Raw genomic sequence first — 15179 nt, forward strand, 5'->3', positions numbered from 1 at the left:
ATCTTTAAGGCCTAGAACCCGATATCGTTCTCTCTTTGATGTTTATTACTACCTAATTGAGTGAATTTTGTGGAAATTTTTCTTTATACCCTAAGCGTTATGTATAGCCCAGGTCCTGTAAATTTTATGGGACTCAATTCAGGTCTTACGGGTCAACTAAAAAAGACTGTAGGATTTTACATAGGCGTTGGCTTTGCCATGTTGATCTTATTCGTATTGTTTGGCTATATCGGTGAAGCTGTTATTCCGCATGGATGGATTCATTATATTGCTTTAGTGGGTGCACTCTATACCTTTTACTTAGCTATAAAAATGATCAGAGCTAATGTAGAAACCACACAACAGCAAGAAAACCATCTCACATTCCTAAACGGTCTGCTTATTCAGTTATTAAATCCAAAAGCCATTCTCGTCATCCTACCTGTCACGACAATTATGTATCCCGCAGCCAAGATTACTGGAATCATGATATTTATAGTTTCTTTACTGATTTCACTTGCTGCTGTTGGCGCACCATTCACCTATGCGCTCTTTGGAAAAATATTAGGCAAAAAAATAGCTGATCCTGTTTGGTTTAATCGTCTTAATAAACTAATGGGGATACTTTTGATTTTATCAGGGCTTTTTATGTTCAAAGATTTCCTGAATGGTATCAATCTACTTTAATAAAATTTGCCATTTAAATTGAAGAGCTACCTTTGAATATTGATCATTTTCCATTGGGTAGGTGTGAGACCAAATGTTTTTATAAAATGTCTGGTCATATGGCTTTGATCAAAAAAGCCAGAAGCTAGAGCTGCCTGAACGATAGATTCTCCTTGAGCAAGGTAGAACTTAACTGTTTCTAAACGACGCATCGTCATATAACGGTGTGGACTCGTTCCAAATAATAATCGGAAATCACGAGAGAGGCTCCAGCGGTCACGGCCAGCTTGTTTTTCTAAATCTGACAAACTTAAGTTTTCATGGGGATACGCCAAAATATACTCACGTGCTCTTTCTGCAGCCGTATAATCAAATTTTGTATTTTGATTGAATGAAGTATCTGAAATTTCACAAAGTATGGTCGCCAAATCAAATAGAGCATCTTCCTCTTCGAGGGTATCCAGATGATGATTGATCGTGCTTAGAAAATGATCTGTTGCTTTAAATAGTCGAATGTCATGACTTAAGCCATGTTTGATAAAAGGTAAGGGTTTACCCTTTAAAATGGTTTGGATCATCGCTGGTTCGATATAAATCATTCTATAGCGATAGCCATCCAATGTGCCTGATTCGCCATCATGTTTCTCATCTGGGTGTAGGACCATCGTCATGCCTGGTAGGCTGTGCTGCAATGTACCTTTGTAATGAAAATTTTGAACTCCGGAAAGTGTTCTGCCAATTGCATAAGTATCATGTCGATGAGGCTTGTAAGCATAATTAGAAAGAAACGCTTCAATTCGTTCAAATTTATGGCTTTGAGTAGGAGCTCTCACAATCCAATTATTTTCATTGGAGAGATTCGGCATAATTGATGGCCTGTTTTTCGTAGATTCTATTTTAGGTTATTTTTTAATTTTTCGAAAATTGAGATCAAATAATTTATACAGAAATATTCAATTTTATATTTGAATCAATAATTTAATTTGTTGTGAATTATCCACTACCGATGTGGCTATTTTAAAATTTTAGAACCCATAAAAAAATCACCCTAAAAAGGTGATTTTTTTGACTTTAAAATAAGGTTTCAAACTTATTTTTCAACGCCAGCAGCTTGACCTGCATATTTAGCGTTTGCGTAGTCCCAGTTCACTAGGCTTTCTAGGAAAGTAGAGATGTACTTAGGACGAGCGTTACGGAAATCGATGTAGTAAGCATGTTCCCAAACGTCGATAGTCAACACAGCAACTTTACCGTGAGCAAGCGGAGTGTCAGCATTTGAAGTTTTAAGGATAGAAAGGTTACCGTTTACTTCGTCAGCAACTAACCAAGCCCAACCTGAACCGAATTGAGTTGTTGCAGCAGCAGCGAATTCTTCAGCAAATTTTTCGTAAGAACCGAAAGCTTCGTCAATTTTAGCAGCCAATGCGCCAGTAGCTTTACCACCACCGTTTTTAGCCATACAGTTCCAGTAGAACGTGTGGTTCCAAACTTGAGCTGCATTGTTGAATACGCCTGCTTTAGAAGCATCGCCTTTAACAGCAGTGATGATTTCTTCTAAAGATTTGCCTTCAAGATCAGTACCAGCGATTAGGTTGTTAAGATTAACAACATAAGTATTGTGGTGTTTGTCGTGATGGTATTCTAAAGTTTCTTTGCTGATGTGAGGAGCAAGATCTTCGTAACCGTAAGGTAACGCTGGTAAAGTAATCGTTGTCATGTTTTCAATTCCTTGCATTTTGCTGGGTTTTGACATTAAGTGCCGTTATTGTAATAGATTCTTGCAGTAAAATGCGCATTGCTTATAAATAACAATACAGAATAAAGCCTGAAAATATACGTATAAGGACTGAGCCAAAGACCTAGACGATTTAAATTAAATCGGGTTATTTAATTCGAAATAACTATACTCAATATTGAACTGTTCTGAAATAGCTTTTGCGAGTCGTTGTACACCATAACGCTCAGTTGCATGGTGTCCACATGCATAATAATGCACGTTTAATTCTTCAGCCTCGTAAAAAGTACGTTCGCTCACTTCACCTGAAATGTAGGCATCACAATCTAAAGCAGCCGCTTTGCCAATAAAGTCCTGTGCGCCGCCCGTACAAAAACCAATTTTTTGAATAGATGGTTTATCTGCAGGCAGGTGAATGGCATCAAAACCTAATTTTTCAGAAACGAAGTCTTTAAATGCCGCTGGAGTCATGGATTGTTTTAAATAGCCAACATTGCCAATAGGATGACGTTCAGTAGGATCTAAAGCTTCAATATTTTCTAATTCGAGCAAATCTGCTATCGCTGCATTATTACCTAAAGTAGGGTGACTATCTAAAGGTAAGTGATAACCAACGAGTGAAATATCGTTTTTGATCAGGCTTTTGATGCGTTTGCCGCGCATACCTGTGATTGGGTAAGCTTCACCTTTCCAAAAATAACCATGGTGTACCAATAGCAAATCAGCTTTTTCTGCTATCGCGGCTTCAATCGCTGTTTGTGATGCGGTAACTGCACATAAAATTTTATGCACTTCTGCTGAGCCTTCAATTTGCAAGCCGTTGGGAGCATAGTCCTTAAATTCATGTGCTTTGAGTGTGCTGTCACACCACTGAATAATTTCACTTAACTGAGCCATATACTGTCCAAAATCTCAAAGAGATGAATCAAAATTTACGATTGTTTAAATTGTAACTAAAGAATCACAAATCTCTGTATTTATTTTTAATTTTGTTGAAAAGATTACATTACAATACGATATAAATTATTTAGCCATCAATGAATTATAAAATTTAGAGGATATAGACGTGCGTCGGACCTTTACATGGTTACCTTGGGTATTATTAATACTTGTGATCATCGGTTTCTTTACATGGCAACAGGTTCAAAAACCTAAAGCACCCATTGCCCCAGATGGGGTTAAAATGCCTGCAGAAAAGGTTGAGCCCCTCATTGATACGTCGCGTACAGGCGGTGTAGTTTCGTATAGTGCTGCGGTAAAAGTTGCTGCTCCAGCGGTTGTCAATATTTTCACTACGCAAAAAGTGAAACAATTGGATCATCCTTTATTAAATGATCCTGTTTACCGTGAGTTTTTTGGTAATCAACTTCCAGATCAAACCAATCAAAACGAAAATAGTTTAGGTTCAGGTGTGATTGTTCGTCCAGATGGCTATATTTTGACGAATAACCACGTGATCGCACAGGCCGATCAGATCGTTGTGGCTTTACATGATGGTCGTCGTGCTGAAGCGAAAGTTGTGGGTACAGACCCAGATACAGACCTAGCTGTGATTAAGATTGAAATGAGTCAATTACCGGTTTTGCCATTTAAGCTAAGTGGCAATGAAGTCGGTGATGTCGTCCTAGCGATTGGTAACCCTTTTGGCGTGGGTCAGACGGTTACGCAAGGGATTATCTCAGCTACAGGTCGTTCAGATTTGGGAATCAACACTTACGAAGACTTTATTCAAACAGATGCTGCGATCAACCCCGGCAACTCTGGTGGTGCTTTAATTGATGTTGCAGGGAACTTAATTGGTGTAAATACCGCGATCTTCTCGCAGTCAGGTGGCTCTTTGGGGATTGGTTTTGCCATTCCTGCAAAAGTGTGCCAACAAGTGCTGAACGCTATTTTAAAAGATGGGCGAGTGGTACGTGGTTGGTTAGGTATTAGTTTACTTCCAATTAAACAAGAAAATATTTTAGATCCACGGGTGAATGGCGTGATTGTCGCAGATGTCATTCGCAATGGACCTGCAGCACAAGCAGGTTTAAAACGTGGTGATAAAATCATGAAAGTGAATAATGAGCTGATTACCTCGACCTCACATTTAATCAATTACGTTGCACAACAAGCGCCATTGAGCACTATGCAAATTGACATTGAGCGAGACGGAAAGGCGATGACATTACCTGTACAAGTGGGAGAGCGTAAACCGCAAACTCAAAACAGTGACTCGCAATATATTCCATTACCCCGCTAGCATAGAAAATCCCTCTTCATGAGGGATTTCTTTTGAGTACCTTTTTTTGTATATCGCTTTGAAGAGCATCGTTTGCGCCAAACAATGCGCTTTGTAATTGAAATATCAATTACAAAAATGCATTGAACACTTTGCTGAATTTGGCTTAATTTATAAGCAATAATAATCAGATAAACGTATAAGAATATGAGCTTTTTACCCGCAGAATATGCCAAAGTTTTATCCAGTCAAGCCAATTTAGATATCGCCTTATATAAGACACGTTTGGCTTTGCTGATTGAGGAAAATGCCAAACAGGGGAATACCGCCGTATTTACGGTTTTACCCAAGCATTTAGCTTTAGAAGAGATTCGAAGTTTATCTGCTGAGCTTACAGAATTGGGATATCAAGTTCGATTTGAAGTGAATGAATTCTTCTATAATTTTAATGTCTACTGGATTTGATTCGGGATTCACTGCATTTAAGGTCGTAAGTTAAAAACAAGATGAAACCCTTTAGAAAACCACAATAATCGTAGTTTTCTAAAGCCGTTTTATAACGCAGTAACTTATTCAGATTTTTGATAGTCATTAATGACTTCAAGTGCCGCACGAAAGGCTTCTTGAGTCGCCGGTGCGCCACAATATGGCAAACTATGAAGTAACACTTCCTGAATTTCTTCTACAGTCGCCCCATTATTTAAAGCACCTCGGACATGACCCTTGAGTTCTGTTGGACTTTTTTGTGCAGTTAAAAATGCAATGGTAATCAGTGAGCGATATTTACGGGGTAAAACGCCTTCACGCTGCCAAGTTGAACCCCATGCATGCTCATTAATCCAATCTTGCAAAGGTTGAGTAAATGGCACGGTATTGTCTTGAGCACGTTTAACGAAACTTTCACCCATAACTTCAGTACGAACTTTTAAGCCATTTTCATAATCTGGTTGTGACATGTAGCAAACCCTCTGTGATGTAATTTTGCAGTACAGCCTATACCTTTGACTCTGCGATACCATTGGCTGATGGTCGTATAAAAAAGCCATCCCATTGTTTAAGAATGGAATGGCTTTTATTTTGAGAAAAATAAAGCTTAAAAGCGATGCAGAAGCTGATTAATAACGCAGGAAGGCTTCTGGTTCATCATCGGTGTGTTGTTGCTTTTTCACTTCTGGTGTAACGGTTAAATGTGGATTGGATAACTCAAGTTCGTGGATGAGCTGCATGTCAAATACATCTGTGAGCATGCTGTCATAACGTTGAATGTTGTAAGTGCTGAGCTGTTCAGCTTCAGAGGCTGTAATGAATTTTTGTGCAATTGCATCGACTATATGTGCTTCAAAAGTTAAACCTTTAAATTGGCCTTTAGATTCAGCTTTTTTAAATTGGTTCCACAGCGGTTCAATTTTCAACAATTGTAAAAAGGCATTTTCCATACGACCAGAAACTTCATCTGCTGCAGTGCTGTAATACACGTGCTTTTTCAGTTCTTGGCGGAAAGTATTGTCTAGCATCATTTGAGTGGCAACTTCACGTTTTAAACGGTCTGTAGGTTTGGCAACAACTCGTCCAAACGGAAAGCAGATGATTTTTACTACGCTTGCTGCTAGTCGCATTGGGAAGTTATCAAATAAGCCCTGGAAAGCTTCTTCAACATTGTACAAAGCTTTATCTAATGCAAGTTGCGCATGTAATTGTTCAGCTTCGCTTCTTTGACCTTGTTCATAATATTTAAGAATAGCCGTTGCTATAAATAAATAAGAGTGAATGTCTGCAAGTCGGCCAGAGAGCATTTCTTTACGTTTAATATCGCCGGCTAAAAGGCCAAGACACATATCTGCAGTCAGCGCGAAATCGGCACTGAATCGATTAATTTTTTTATAGTAGGGGCGACTAAATTCATCCGCTGAAGCAGGTGAGTCTGATGGGCCACCAGTGAACGCATAAGCAAAGGCACGTGCAGTTCGGTTAAAAGTATAGCCCAAGTGCTTAAACAGCATTTCATTGAATGTATTGAGTGCAGCGTTTTTATCTTCGGCTTGAAGTAATTGTAGCTCTTCAAATAAATATGGATGACAACGCATTGAGCCTTGTCCAAAAATCATTAGAGAGCGACTTAGAATATTGGCGCCTTCGACGGTAATTGACACAGGAATGGCTTGATAATTCAAAGCTAAAAAATTACGAGGTCCCATTTGCACGGCACGTCCACCGACGATGTCCATGCCATGATTCACCACTTTCCGCATGGTTTCAGTGGCATAGTATTTGGCCATTGCAGTCATTACAGCAGGTTTGCCGCCTTGGTTTAAACCACAAGTCACCAAATAGCGGAATGCTTCAAGCATATAAGCATCTGATGCGATATCACTCGAAGCTTCTTGTACACCTTCAAAATTACCCACGGAAATTTTAAACTGCTGACGAACTTTGGCAAATGCACCGACATTTAGATATGCCATTTCACCGGCTGCCGTTGACAATGCAGGGAGTGAAATACCACGACCAACCGCTAAGCATTCCATTAGCATACGCCAGCCTTTGCCTGCATTTTCAATCCCACCAATGATCCAGTCTAAGGGAATAAAGACATCTTTGCCTTCAACTGTACCATTCATAAACGGAGAGCCTGGATTATGACGTGGACCTGTAATGACACCCTCATGACTCGCCGGTAGCAGTGCACAAGTGATGCCATATTCAGTTTTATTTCTATCTCCCAATAATCCATCTGGATCGTATAATTTAAATGCCAGACCAATGACAGTGGCAATCGGTGCAAGGGTAATCCAGCGTTTAGAGAAATTCATGTTTAAGCCGAGCACTTGTTGTCCCTCAAAGGTGCCATAACAGACGACACCTGTATCAGGAATAGCACCTGCATCTGAGCCGGCTTCAGGGCTAGTGAGACCAAAACATGGAATTTCTTCACCTTTGGCAAGGCCTGGGAGATATCGATCTTTTTGTGCTTCAGTACCATAGTGTAGTAGCAATTCCCCGGGTCCAAGCGAGTTGGGCACCATACAACTGACTGCGGCAGTCAGTGAGCGGGATGCAATCTTGCTCATGACACGGCTTTGTGCAAATGAGCTAAATTCACGGCCTCCATACGATTTTGGAATCACCAATCCTAAGAAACCATTATCCTTAATGAATTGCCAAGCTTCTGGTGGGAGGTCTTTATGTTTATGGTGAATATCCCACTCGTTGAGCATGGCACAAAGTTGCTCGACTTCATTATCAATGAAGGATTGTTCTTCAGCACTAAGCTGTGGATAGGGATAAGCCTCAAATTTTTTCCAATCAGGCGCACCCATAAATAGCTCTTTTTCCCACCAACTTGTTCCTGCATCCAACGCTTCACGTTCCGTAGTACTCATACTCGGCATTGCATTTGCTAAAGTTTTATAGGCAGGTTTGGTGAGTAGATTGAGCCTCAGTGGGTCAATCAACACAACTAAACTTAAAGCAATAAGTGGGATGCCAAGTATTAATGACCATGGGCTTAAAAAGGCGAGTGCAATTGAAACAAATATCAGTGTTATTGCGCCTACAGCTCGTGAAAGTTCAAAGAAAAAAACGGCCCAAAGAGCAAAAATAAAAAGTACTGCACTGAGTATAAATAGCATTTGTTATGGCTCCAGTGACAAGGGCCAGAGCGTTATGCGTTTAAAACAGCCTACATGCGTTTAAAAATGATCTCATCTTTTGTCTTTCTGATTTTAAAGTGCATGAGACTGTCAAAATGGCATCACTCGGCTGGTGAGTATGATTGGACAATTGCGCGAATATAATGAAAGCGCAAATAAAGTGTTATCAATAGATTGATTAATAAATAATCACAACACAATCCCTATCGGGCAAAGAAATGTCACATTACGTAAACTTGGATGATTCGATATATTGGATAACGTTTAAGGAACGGACAATTTTCGAAAGATCTTATATTGGGAAACGAATTAGGCTGAGTGTGTGAAAGCCACAAAAAAAGCCCTCAATCAATGAGGGCTTTAATTTGCGATGTTTTAAATCTTTGCGTGATTAAGCTTCAATCGTTTGAACTGCAATTTTCTTTGCAGGATCAGTTTTACGACGTACCGCAGGTACTGGCTCACCATAGTATTGACGGTCAGCAAAGTAGCTTGAACGGACCATTGGTGCAGCCCAAATGTTTTTGAAACCAAGCTTTTGACCATGTGCTGTGTAACGATCAAACTCTTCAGGTGTAACGAAACGATCGATCGGTGCATGTTCTTTAGAGGGCTGTAAGTACTGACCAATGGTGACATAGTCAACATCGTGTGCTTTTAAGTCGTCTAATAACGCGATCACTTCTTCTTCAGTTTCACCAATACCGACCATCAAACCACATTTGGTTGGAACATCTGGGCAGTATTCTTTAAACATTTTTAATAAGTTTAGAGAGTGTTGGTAGTCAGAACCCGGACGCATTGCTTTATACAAACGTGGCACGGTTTCAATGTTGTGGTTAAACACATCAGGTGGACACTCCGTCATAATACGAAGGGCAACATCCATACGACCACGGAAGTCAGGAACTAGAATTTCCAAAAGTGTTTTTGGACTCAAGTCACGAGCTTCTTTAATACAGTCAACAAAGTGCTGTGCGCCGCCATCAACTAGGTCATCACGGTCGACCGACGTAATTACGGCATATTTCAAACCAAGATTGGCAATGGTTTCTGCCATGTGACGTGGTTCATCTGGGTCAAGAGCATTGGGACGACCATGCGCAACGTCGCAGAATGGGCAACGACGAGTACAGATATCGCCCATAATCATAAAGGTTGCAGTACCGCCACCGAAACATTCAGGTAAGTTCGGGCAAGCCGCTTCTTCACACACGGTATGTAATTTTTGTGCGCGCAAAGTTGTTTTAATACGTTGAACTTCATCAGGGGCAGCCATTTTGACCCGAATCCAGTCAGGCTTACGAGGCGTTTCAACCGTTGGCACGACCTTCACAGGTATGCGAGCGACTTTTTCTGCGCCACGAAGTTTTACACCCTGTACAGGTTTACGGTTCTCAGACATATTCAACTTTTCCACTGTTTTTGACGAGGAGATATTCAAAAAATTAGCTCAATCATTATAGCGGACTTGAGCTTAAATAGGGGGAAAACGATATTCATATAATAAATGTGGTTATCACATAATATATGTGAGCTAAATATCCAAAAAAGTTAGGATATACGTCATAATACAGCCTAGATTAAAGAATATTTGTAAAGGAGCGTTGAATGCCACGTAAGAAAGAGGTCGTTAGTGGAACTTTCGTGAAATACGATGCGGTAGTTCTGGGTTCTGGCCCTGCGGGTGAAGGCGCTGCAATGAAACTTGCTAAATCAGGTAAGCGAGTTGCAATTGTAGATATGCGTGAACAGCTTGGTGGTAACTGTACCCATGTAGGAACAATTCCAAGTAAAGCATTGCGTCAGACCGTTTCAAGCATTTTACGTTACCAACGTGACCCTATGTTCCAAAAAGTCGGTGAATGGAAACAGTTCACGATGAAACAGGTGTTACGTAATGCGCATAAAGTGATTCAACAACAAGTTGAAACTCATTCACGTTTTTATGACCGTAATAAAATTGATATTTTCCACGGCCGTGCGTATATCCAAGATCAAAACACTGTTTTGATTTTTAGCAATGAAGGTATGACGGAAACTTTAGTATTCCAGCAATTAGTGATTGCTACAGGTTCACGTCCTTACCGTCCAGCTGCTTTAGACTTTAATCATCCTCGCGTATTTGATTCAGACAAAATTTTGGATCTGGATTATTCAATCCAAAAAATCATCATTTATGGTGCAGGTGTGATTGGTTGTGAATATGCGTCTATCTTTATTGGTCTAGACCACAAAGTTGACTTGATCAATACACAACACAAATTACTCAGCTACTTAGACGATGAAATTTCAGATGCATTGTCATATCGTTTACGTGAGCAGGGTGTATTGATTCGCCACAACGAACAGATTGATCATCTTGAAACACATGATGATCATGTGGTTCTGCACTTGCAAAGTGGTAAGAAAATTAAAGCCGACGCGATTTTGTGGTGTAACGGCCGTTCTGGTAATACAGATGGTTTAGGCCTAGAAAATGTAGGCATCAAACCAAACAGCCGTGGTCAATTAACCGTGAATGATCAATATCAAACTGAAGTAGAGAATATCTTTGCTGCGGGTGATGTAATCGGTTGGCCTTCACTTGCATCTGCTGCATATGACCAAGGTCGCTGTGCCGGTTCTAACATGAGCGGTGAAGAAGGAATTGCACCTGTAACGGATATTCCTACAGGTATTTATACAATTCCTGAAATTTCTTCGATTGGTAAAACTGAACAACAGTTAACTGAAGAAAAAATTCCGTATGAAGTGGGTCAGGCATCTTTCCGTCATTTGGCACGTGCACAAATTACCGGTGATACCGTGGGCGAGCTTAAAATCTTGTTCCATCGTGATACTTTAGAAATTTTAGGCGTTCATTGCTTCGGTAATAATGCTGCGGAAATTATTCACATTGGTCAGGCCGTGATGAACAGCCCGAACAATACGATTAAATATTTCGTAGAAACCACATTTAACTATCCGACTATGGCGGAAGCGTACCGTGTGGCAACATTGAATGGTATGAACCGTTTATTCTAAGGCTAAATTGAACTTAGAATGTACAATGAAAGACCCGTAAGTTTCGGCTTGCGGGTTTTTTATGGTAAGAATAAAGTGTATGCAAAATATACATTCAATCCACTTATAATCATCAGCATTTCCAACTCATTTTAGGTAGCTTATGACGATCCGTTCAGTGACCATTCAAGGTTTTCGATCTATTCATCATATGAATCTGACCTTATCGCGTCTGAATATCGTCAGTGGTCCGAATGGTTGTGGTAAATCCAATCTATATAAAGCTGTACGTCTCCTGCATGAAGCTGCAAATGGCCAATTATCCCAAGCTATTGCAAATGAGGGCGGGATTCAAAAAATCATGTGGGCAGGTGGTCACCGTGCGGGTGATCGATCGAAAGACCCTAAGCGCATGAAGCTTGCAGTGGAGATGGAGCATTATGAATATCAACTTGAAATAGGTTTTCCTGAACCGCTCATCACCTTGTTTGCACTCGATCCTTTGGTCAAAGTAGAAGGAATTTGGTTAAGCGGTTATCAACGTCGAAAAATGAGCGAGTTGTTAGAGAGAACCAACCAAGCGGCATTTCTTAAAAATGTTGATGAAGAACGGATTGCTTATCCGATGTCTTTAACACCTGAAGAGTCGGTGTTTGGACAATTGTCCGATCCACATTTATACCCCGAAGTTTCACAAGTGCGTGAGACCATGAAAAACTGGCGCTTTTATCATGAGTTTTCTGTCAGTGGAAATTCACCGATCCGTGTCCCACAGGTGGGCATTCGTTCGCCAGTTTTAGCGCATGATGGTACAAATTTAGCTGCGGCTTTTGAAACTTTACGTGAGCGTGGCAACAGTGAAACCTTGTTTGAAGTACTAGAAAAAGCCTTTCCGCAGACCCAATTTTATGTGCAGGAAATGGGTGGGCGCTTTCAAATGATGATGCAAAAGCAAGGGATCTTAAGACCTTTGGAAAGTGCCGAATTTTCAGATGGGACTTTACGGTTTTTGTGTTTAGCTGTGGCTTTATTGAGTCCAAGACCCCCAAATTTTATGGCACTGAATGAGCCAGAAAATAGCTTACATCCCGATTTATTACCTGCCTTGGCGCTGCTGATTGCTGAAGCAAGTCGCTATACACAGCTTTGGTTGACCACACATTCCAATGAGCTGGTTGAAATGATCAAACAGTATAGTGATGTGCAGCATTATCAACTAGATCAGGTCGAGGGGAAAACAGTGGTCAAGGGCGCAAGCTTAATCGATGAGGATTAGATTATTCATTTAGCTCTAGTTTTTTGTTTTAGCTTAAAAAGGCAGAAAAGATAAAAAAGCATAATAGCCGATAAAACTACTTATTAAGCTGAACCAAACTGGCAGTTTGCTGCGAAGTAAAGCAATAATGACGGCAACAAATATACAGTCTGTCCATTGAATGATGTATTTCTGGCTCATTTGAAATAGTAGACACAGTAATAGACCGACGACAGCCGCATTGATCATTTTTAAGGTGCCAAAAAGCATCGGGCATTTCATCAACTTATTCCAAAACGGTAATAAGCCACACAATAATAAAAACGATGGGAAGTAAATCGCCAATGTCGCGAGTGAGGCATTCAATATTGGCACATCGGTCATGGGTAAAAGTGTGCCGAGATAGGTGGCGAAACTAAACAAGGGCCCCGGCATGAGTTGTGCAAGGGCATAGCCTAAGTCAAAATTTTCATTACTGATCAGTCCTGTAGAGACAAAGTCCTGATGTAAAAATGGCAAAATAATATGTCCACCACCAAAGACGAGGGATGCTGTGCGGTAGAAGCTTTCTAAGCTGAAAGCCAATATATTGCTATGTTGTATATCGAAGAATAGCAGAACGAAAAAAGGGCTGATAAAGGCGAGAAGCCATAGCCAAGAGGTGCGAGTATTTTCATGTGCATTCTGGCTAAAATTGTCATGTTTGGGTGGAACTGTTTCGGCGATATTTGGCTTTTGGCTGTGTAATTGATTTGACGATAAAACTAAACCGATAATTGCAGCGCATAAAATCACCAAAACTTGATTTAAAGAAAATTGAAAGAAATAAATAAAAAATGCTGCTAAAAGCATGACTAGATACTGAAATTTTGTTTTACAGAAGCTTCGCATCATTTGCCAAAATGCCCATGCAACAACGGCTAGTACAATTAACTGAATAACATGAAAGAATAAAGTTGAGAGTTGATTACTGAGTTTTATACTTAAAGTGGCCGCGGCACACATCAGCAGGGCTGAAGGTAAAGTAAATCCTAACCATGCAAAACAAGCACCTTGATAGCGGTTGAGTTGAAATCCAATCGCCATGCCTAGCTGGCTACTGGTTGGGCCTGGAAGGACTTGAGCCAAGGTAAGCAAATGCGCATATTCATGCTCTGTTATCCATTTTTCTTGTTTCACAAAATATTGAAAAAACAACACCAAATGTGCCGCAGGTCCACCAAATGCAATACACCCTAATCTTAAAAAGGTGAGAAAGATGACAAGGTTTCGTTGTGGTTTGGACTGGCTCATGCGTTACCAATATTTAAAATCAAAAGTAAGGTTATGAATTTCTAAAGGATAAAATTATGAAAGTTAAAAGATCTTAAAGGCTGATTATTGCAGGAGTATGTAAATCCTGCTTCAAAAATATTTTGAAGTGCTTAGCAGGGAAAAAGATAATTGGACGAAGTGACATAGTGCTGTCCCACATGCACATGGCGTCGGTTTCCGCCGCTGATTAGCATCAGCACATACACATAAAAAATTGTCTAAAAATGACTTCTCCAAAATCAGACACCTTATCAGAAATTTTGAGCGCTTTATTGAAGTGGTTGATGAGTGGCATTGCATCGTTACTTTCAATCATGGCATTTGCAGATGATCAGCTACCGGCTACACAAGCATTAGCAAGTTATACAGATCAAAACAGTTGGCAGGGCATTCAGCACTATCTACCCAAAGAATACCATTTAACAGAAACGCAGCGACCCAAAGAAGAGTGGTGGAGTTGGCAGGGTCATACTGTTCACTTAGATACTTATCGGAATCCACAGGCAAAAGTGAAGGTGATTCTGTTTCATGGTGTGGGAACAAATGGTCGACAAATGTCGATGATTTTGGGTTATCCTTTGGCACAACGTGGCTATGAAACTATCGCTATTGATATGCCCGGTTATGGCCTCACCCAAGTCAAAAAGGGCTCAAAAATTCGTTATGATGATTGGGTTCAAGCAGGTAATGACCTCATTGAAGCCGAGCTACAAAAAGATCATCGTCCTATCGTTTTGTATGGGCTTAGTGCAGGTGGTATGTTGACCTATCACGTGGCGGCAAAAAATAAAAAGGTGAAAGGTATCGTCGGTATGGCCTTTCTAGACACTTCAAATAAAACTGTGCGTGATCAAGTCTCTTTGAATAAATTTATGAGCCGCGTGGGCAGCCCACTGGCTCATGTGACAGCACATACACCATTTTCATCAGCATTGCCAATGCCGATGCGGTGGGTAAGTAAAATGCATCGCTTGGTGAATAATGAGGCGGCATTGCAGGTCTTTTTAAAAGATAAAACGTCAGCTGGGAATAGTGTATCGGTTAAATTTCTAGATTCGTATTTATATTATAAAAATGACACGCCACCGGAGCAGTTTGATGTCTGCCCAATTTTACTAACGCAGCCTGAACAAGACCGCTGGACGCCTTTGGCTTTAAGTCAGCCATTTTTAGCACGGATTCACCAAGTTCCAGTCGATGTCGTGCTGTTGAAAAATGCAGGACATTATCCTTTGGAACAGCCGGGACTTAAGCAAATGGTCAATGCAATAGATGCGTTTTATCAAAAAGTCACGCAATAATCTGTTGAAAGCGTGATGCGTAATTCATACCAACATAGATATAAAAAAA

The 15179-nt window shown here is 40.4% G+C and carries 13 protein-coding genes; 6 read left to right on the plus strand and 7 right to left on the minus strand.

Features of this window, described 5'->3' with window-relative positions; translation table 11 throughout:
* The first annotated feature begins 69 nt into the window (after positions 1-69).
* Positions 70-666 carry a LysE family transporter gene (locus FTU37_RS06020; RefSeq protein WP_180123984.1) on the plus strand — a complete coding sequence of 199 codons (597 nt, stop codon included), beginning with the start codon at positions 70-72 and terminating at the stop codon, positions 664-666.
* A gap of 26 nt (positions 667-692) precedes the next feature.
* Here the strand turns inward: FTU37_RS06020 and FTU37_RS06025 are convergent, their stop codons facing one another.
* The 3 genes from FTU37_RS06025 to FTU37_RS06035 form a co-directional block, all read right to left on the minus strand.
* Positions 693-1511 carry an AraC family transcriptional regulator gene (locus FTU37_RS06025; protein WP_180123985.1) on the minus strand — a complete coding sequence of 273 codons (819 nt, stop codon included), beginning with the start codon at positions 1509-1511 and terminating at the stop codon, positions 693-695.
* 224 nt (positions 1512-1735) lie between these two features.
* Positions 1736-2362, minus strand: a complete 627-nt coding sequence (locus FTU37_RS06030; protein WP_078190250.1) for a superoxide dismutase — start codon at positions 2360-2362, stop codon at positions 1736-1738.
* 156 nt (positions 2363-2518) lie between these two features.
* Positions 2519-3277, minus strand: coding sequence for a Nif3-like dinuclear metal center hexameric protein (locus FTU37_RS06035; RefSeq protein WP_180022627.1), 759 nt, complete (start codon positions 3275-3277; stop codon positions 2519-2521).
* A gap of 169 nt (positions 3278-3446) precedes the next feature.
* On the opposite strand from FTU37_RS06035, the gene FTU37_RS06040 reads away from it, so the two are divergent.
* The gene (locus tag FTU37_RS06040) at positions 3447-4625 is read left to right on the plus strand and encodes a S1C family serine protease (protein WP_078191894.1); all 1179 of its coding nucleotides are present in this window, start codon (positions 3447-3449) and stop codon (positions 4623-4625) included.
* A gap of 186 nt (positions 4626-4811) precedes the next feature.
* On the plus strand, positions 4812-5069 hold the full coding sequence (locus FTU37_RS06045) for a hypothetical protein (protein WP_180004813.1): 258 nt from the start codon (positions 4812-4814) through the stop codon (positions 5067-5069).
* A 104-nt stretch (positions 5070-5173) separates the two neighbouring features.
* Here FTU37_RS06045 and FTU37_RS06050 read toward each other — a convergent pair whose 3' ends face one another.
* The 3 genes from FTU37_RS06050 to lipA all read right to left on the minus strand — a co-directional run bounded on the left by FTU37_RS06050 (position 5174) and on the right by lipA (position 9659).
* The gene (locus tag FTU37_RS06050) at positions 5174-5560 is read right to left on the minus strand and encodes a carboxymuconolactone decarboxylase family protein (RefSeq protein ID WP_180111703.1); all 387 of its coding nucleotides are present in this window, start codon (positions 5558-5560) and stop codon (positions 5174-5176) included.
* A gap of 159 nt (positions 5561-5719) precedes the next feature.
* Complete coding sequence (locus FTU37_RS06055; protein WP_180123986.1) at positions 5720-8233, minus strand: acyl-CoA dehydrogenase; 2514 nt, start codon at positions 8231-8233, stop codon at positions 5720-5722.
* 412 nt (positions 8234-8645) lie between these two features.
* Positions 8646-9659 (minus strand): lipoyl synthase, encoded by a 1014-nt coding sequence (gene lipA / locus FTU37_RS06060; RefSeq protein ID WP_180004941.1) that lies wholly within the window; start codon positions 9657-9659, stop codon positions 8646-8648.
* A gap of 206 nt (positions 9660-9865) precedes the next feature.
* Here lipA and sthA point away from each other — a divergent pair, with 206 nt between their 5' ends.
* Together sthA and FTU37_RS06070 are read left to right on the plus strand one after the other, a co-directional pair.
* Positions 9866-11281, plus strand: a complete 1416-nt coding sequence (sthA, locus tag FTU37_RS06065; RefSeq protein WP_078190237.1) for a Si-specific NAD(P)(+) transhydrogenase — start codon at positions 9866-9868, stop codon at positions 11279-11281.
* Positions 11282-11423: 142 nt separating this feature from the next.
* Positions 11424-12536, plus strand: coding sequence for an AAA family ATPase (locus FTU37_RS06070; protein ID WP_180007673.1), 1113 nt, complete (start codon positions 11424-11426; stop codon positions 12534-12536).
* A gap of 33 nt (positions 12537-12569) precedes the next feature.
* On the opposite strand, the gene chrA is transcribed toward FTU37_RS06070, so the two are convergent.
* Positions 12570-13808: a chromate efflux transporter gene (gene chrA / locus FTU37_RS06075; RefSeq protein WP_180123987.1), complete on the minus strand. Its 1239-nt coding sequence runs from the start codon at positions 13806-13808 to the stop codon at positions 12570-12572.
* A gap of 335 nt (positions 13809-14143) precedes the next feature.
* Here chrA and FTU37_RS06080 point away from each other — a divergent pair, with 335 nt between their 5' ends.
* On the plus strand, positions 14144-15130 hold the full coding sequence (locus FTU37_RS06080; protein WP_257225233.1) for an alpha/beta hydrolase: 987 nt from the start codon (positions 14144-14146) through the stop codon (positions 15128-15130).
* Positions 15131-15179 lie beyond the last annotated feature (49 nt).

This window comes from Acinetobacter sp. YH12097, from assembly GCF_013419225.1.
In the GTDB taxonomy this organism is placed as follows: Bacteria; Pseudomonadota; Gammaproteobacteria; order Pseudomonadales; family Moraxellaceae; genus Acinetobacter; species Acinetobacter amyesii.

Bases quoted from the DNA above. Each gene is read 5' to 3' on its own strand.
- FTU37_RS06025 (WP_180123985.1), bottom strand. From the start codon at position 1,511: ATGCCGAATCTCTCCAATGAAAATAATTGGATTGTGAGAGCTCCTACT.
- FTU37_RS06030 (WP_078190250.1), bottom strand. From the start codon at position 2,362: ATGACAACGATTACTTTACCAGCGTTACCTTACGGTTACGAAGATCTT.
- FTU37_RS06035 (WP_180022627.1), bottom strand. From the start codon at position 3,277: ATGGCTCAGTTAAGTGAAATTATTCAGTGGTGTGACAGCACACTCAAA.
- FTU37_RS06045 (WP_180004813.1), top strand. From the start codon at position 4,812: ATGAGCTTTTTACCCGCAGAATATGCCAAAGTTTTATCCAGTCAAGCC.
- FTU37_RS06050 (WP_180111703.1), bottom strand. From the start codon at position 5,560: ATGTCACAACCAGATTATGAAAATGGCTTAAAAGTTCGTACTGAAGTT.
- FTU37_RS06055 (WP_180123986.1), bottom strand. From the start codon at position 8,233: ATGCTATTTATACTCAGTGCAGTACTTTTTATTTTTGCTCTTTGGGCC.
- lipA (WP_180004941.1), bottom strand. From the start codon at position 9,659: ATGTCTGAGAACCGTAAACCTGTACAGGGTGTAAAACTTCGTGGCGCA.
- sthA (WP_078190237.1), top strand. From the start codon at position 9,866: ATGCCACGTAAGAAAGAGGTCGTTAGTGGAACTTTCGTGAAATACGAT.
- FTU37_RS06070 (WP_180007673.1), top strand. From the start codon at position 11,424: ATGACGATCCGTTCAGTGACCATTCAAGGTTTTCGATCTATTCATCAT.
- chrA (WP_180123987.1), bottom strand. From the start codon at position 13,808: ATGAGCCAGTCCAAACCACAACGAAACCTTGTCATCTTTCTCACCTTT.
- FTU37_RS06080 (WP_257225233.1), top strand. From the start codon at position 14,144: ATGGCATTTGCAGATGATCAGCTACCGGCTACACAAGCATTAGCAAGT.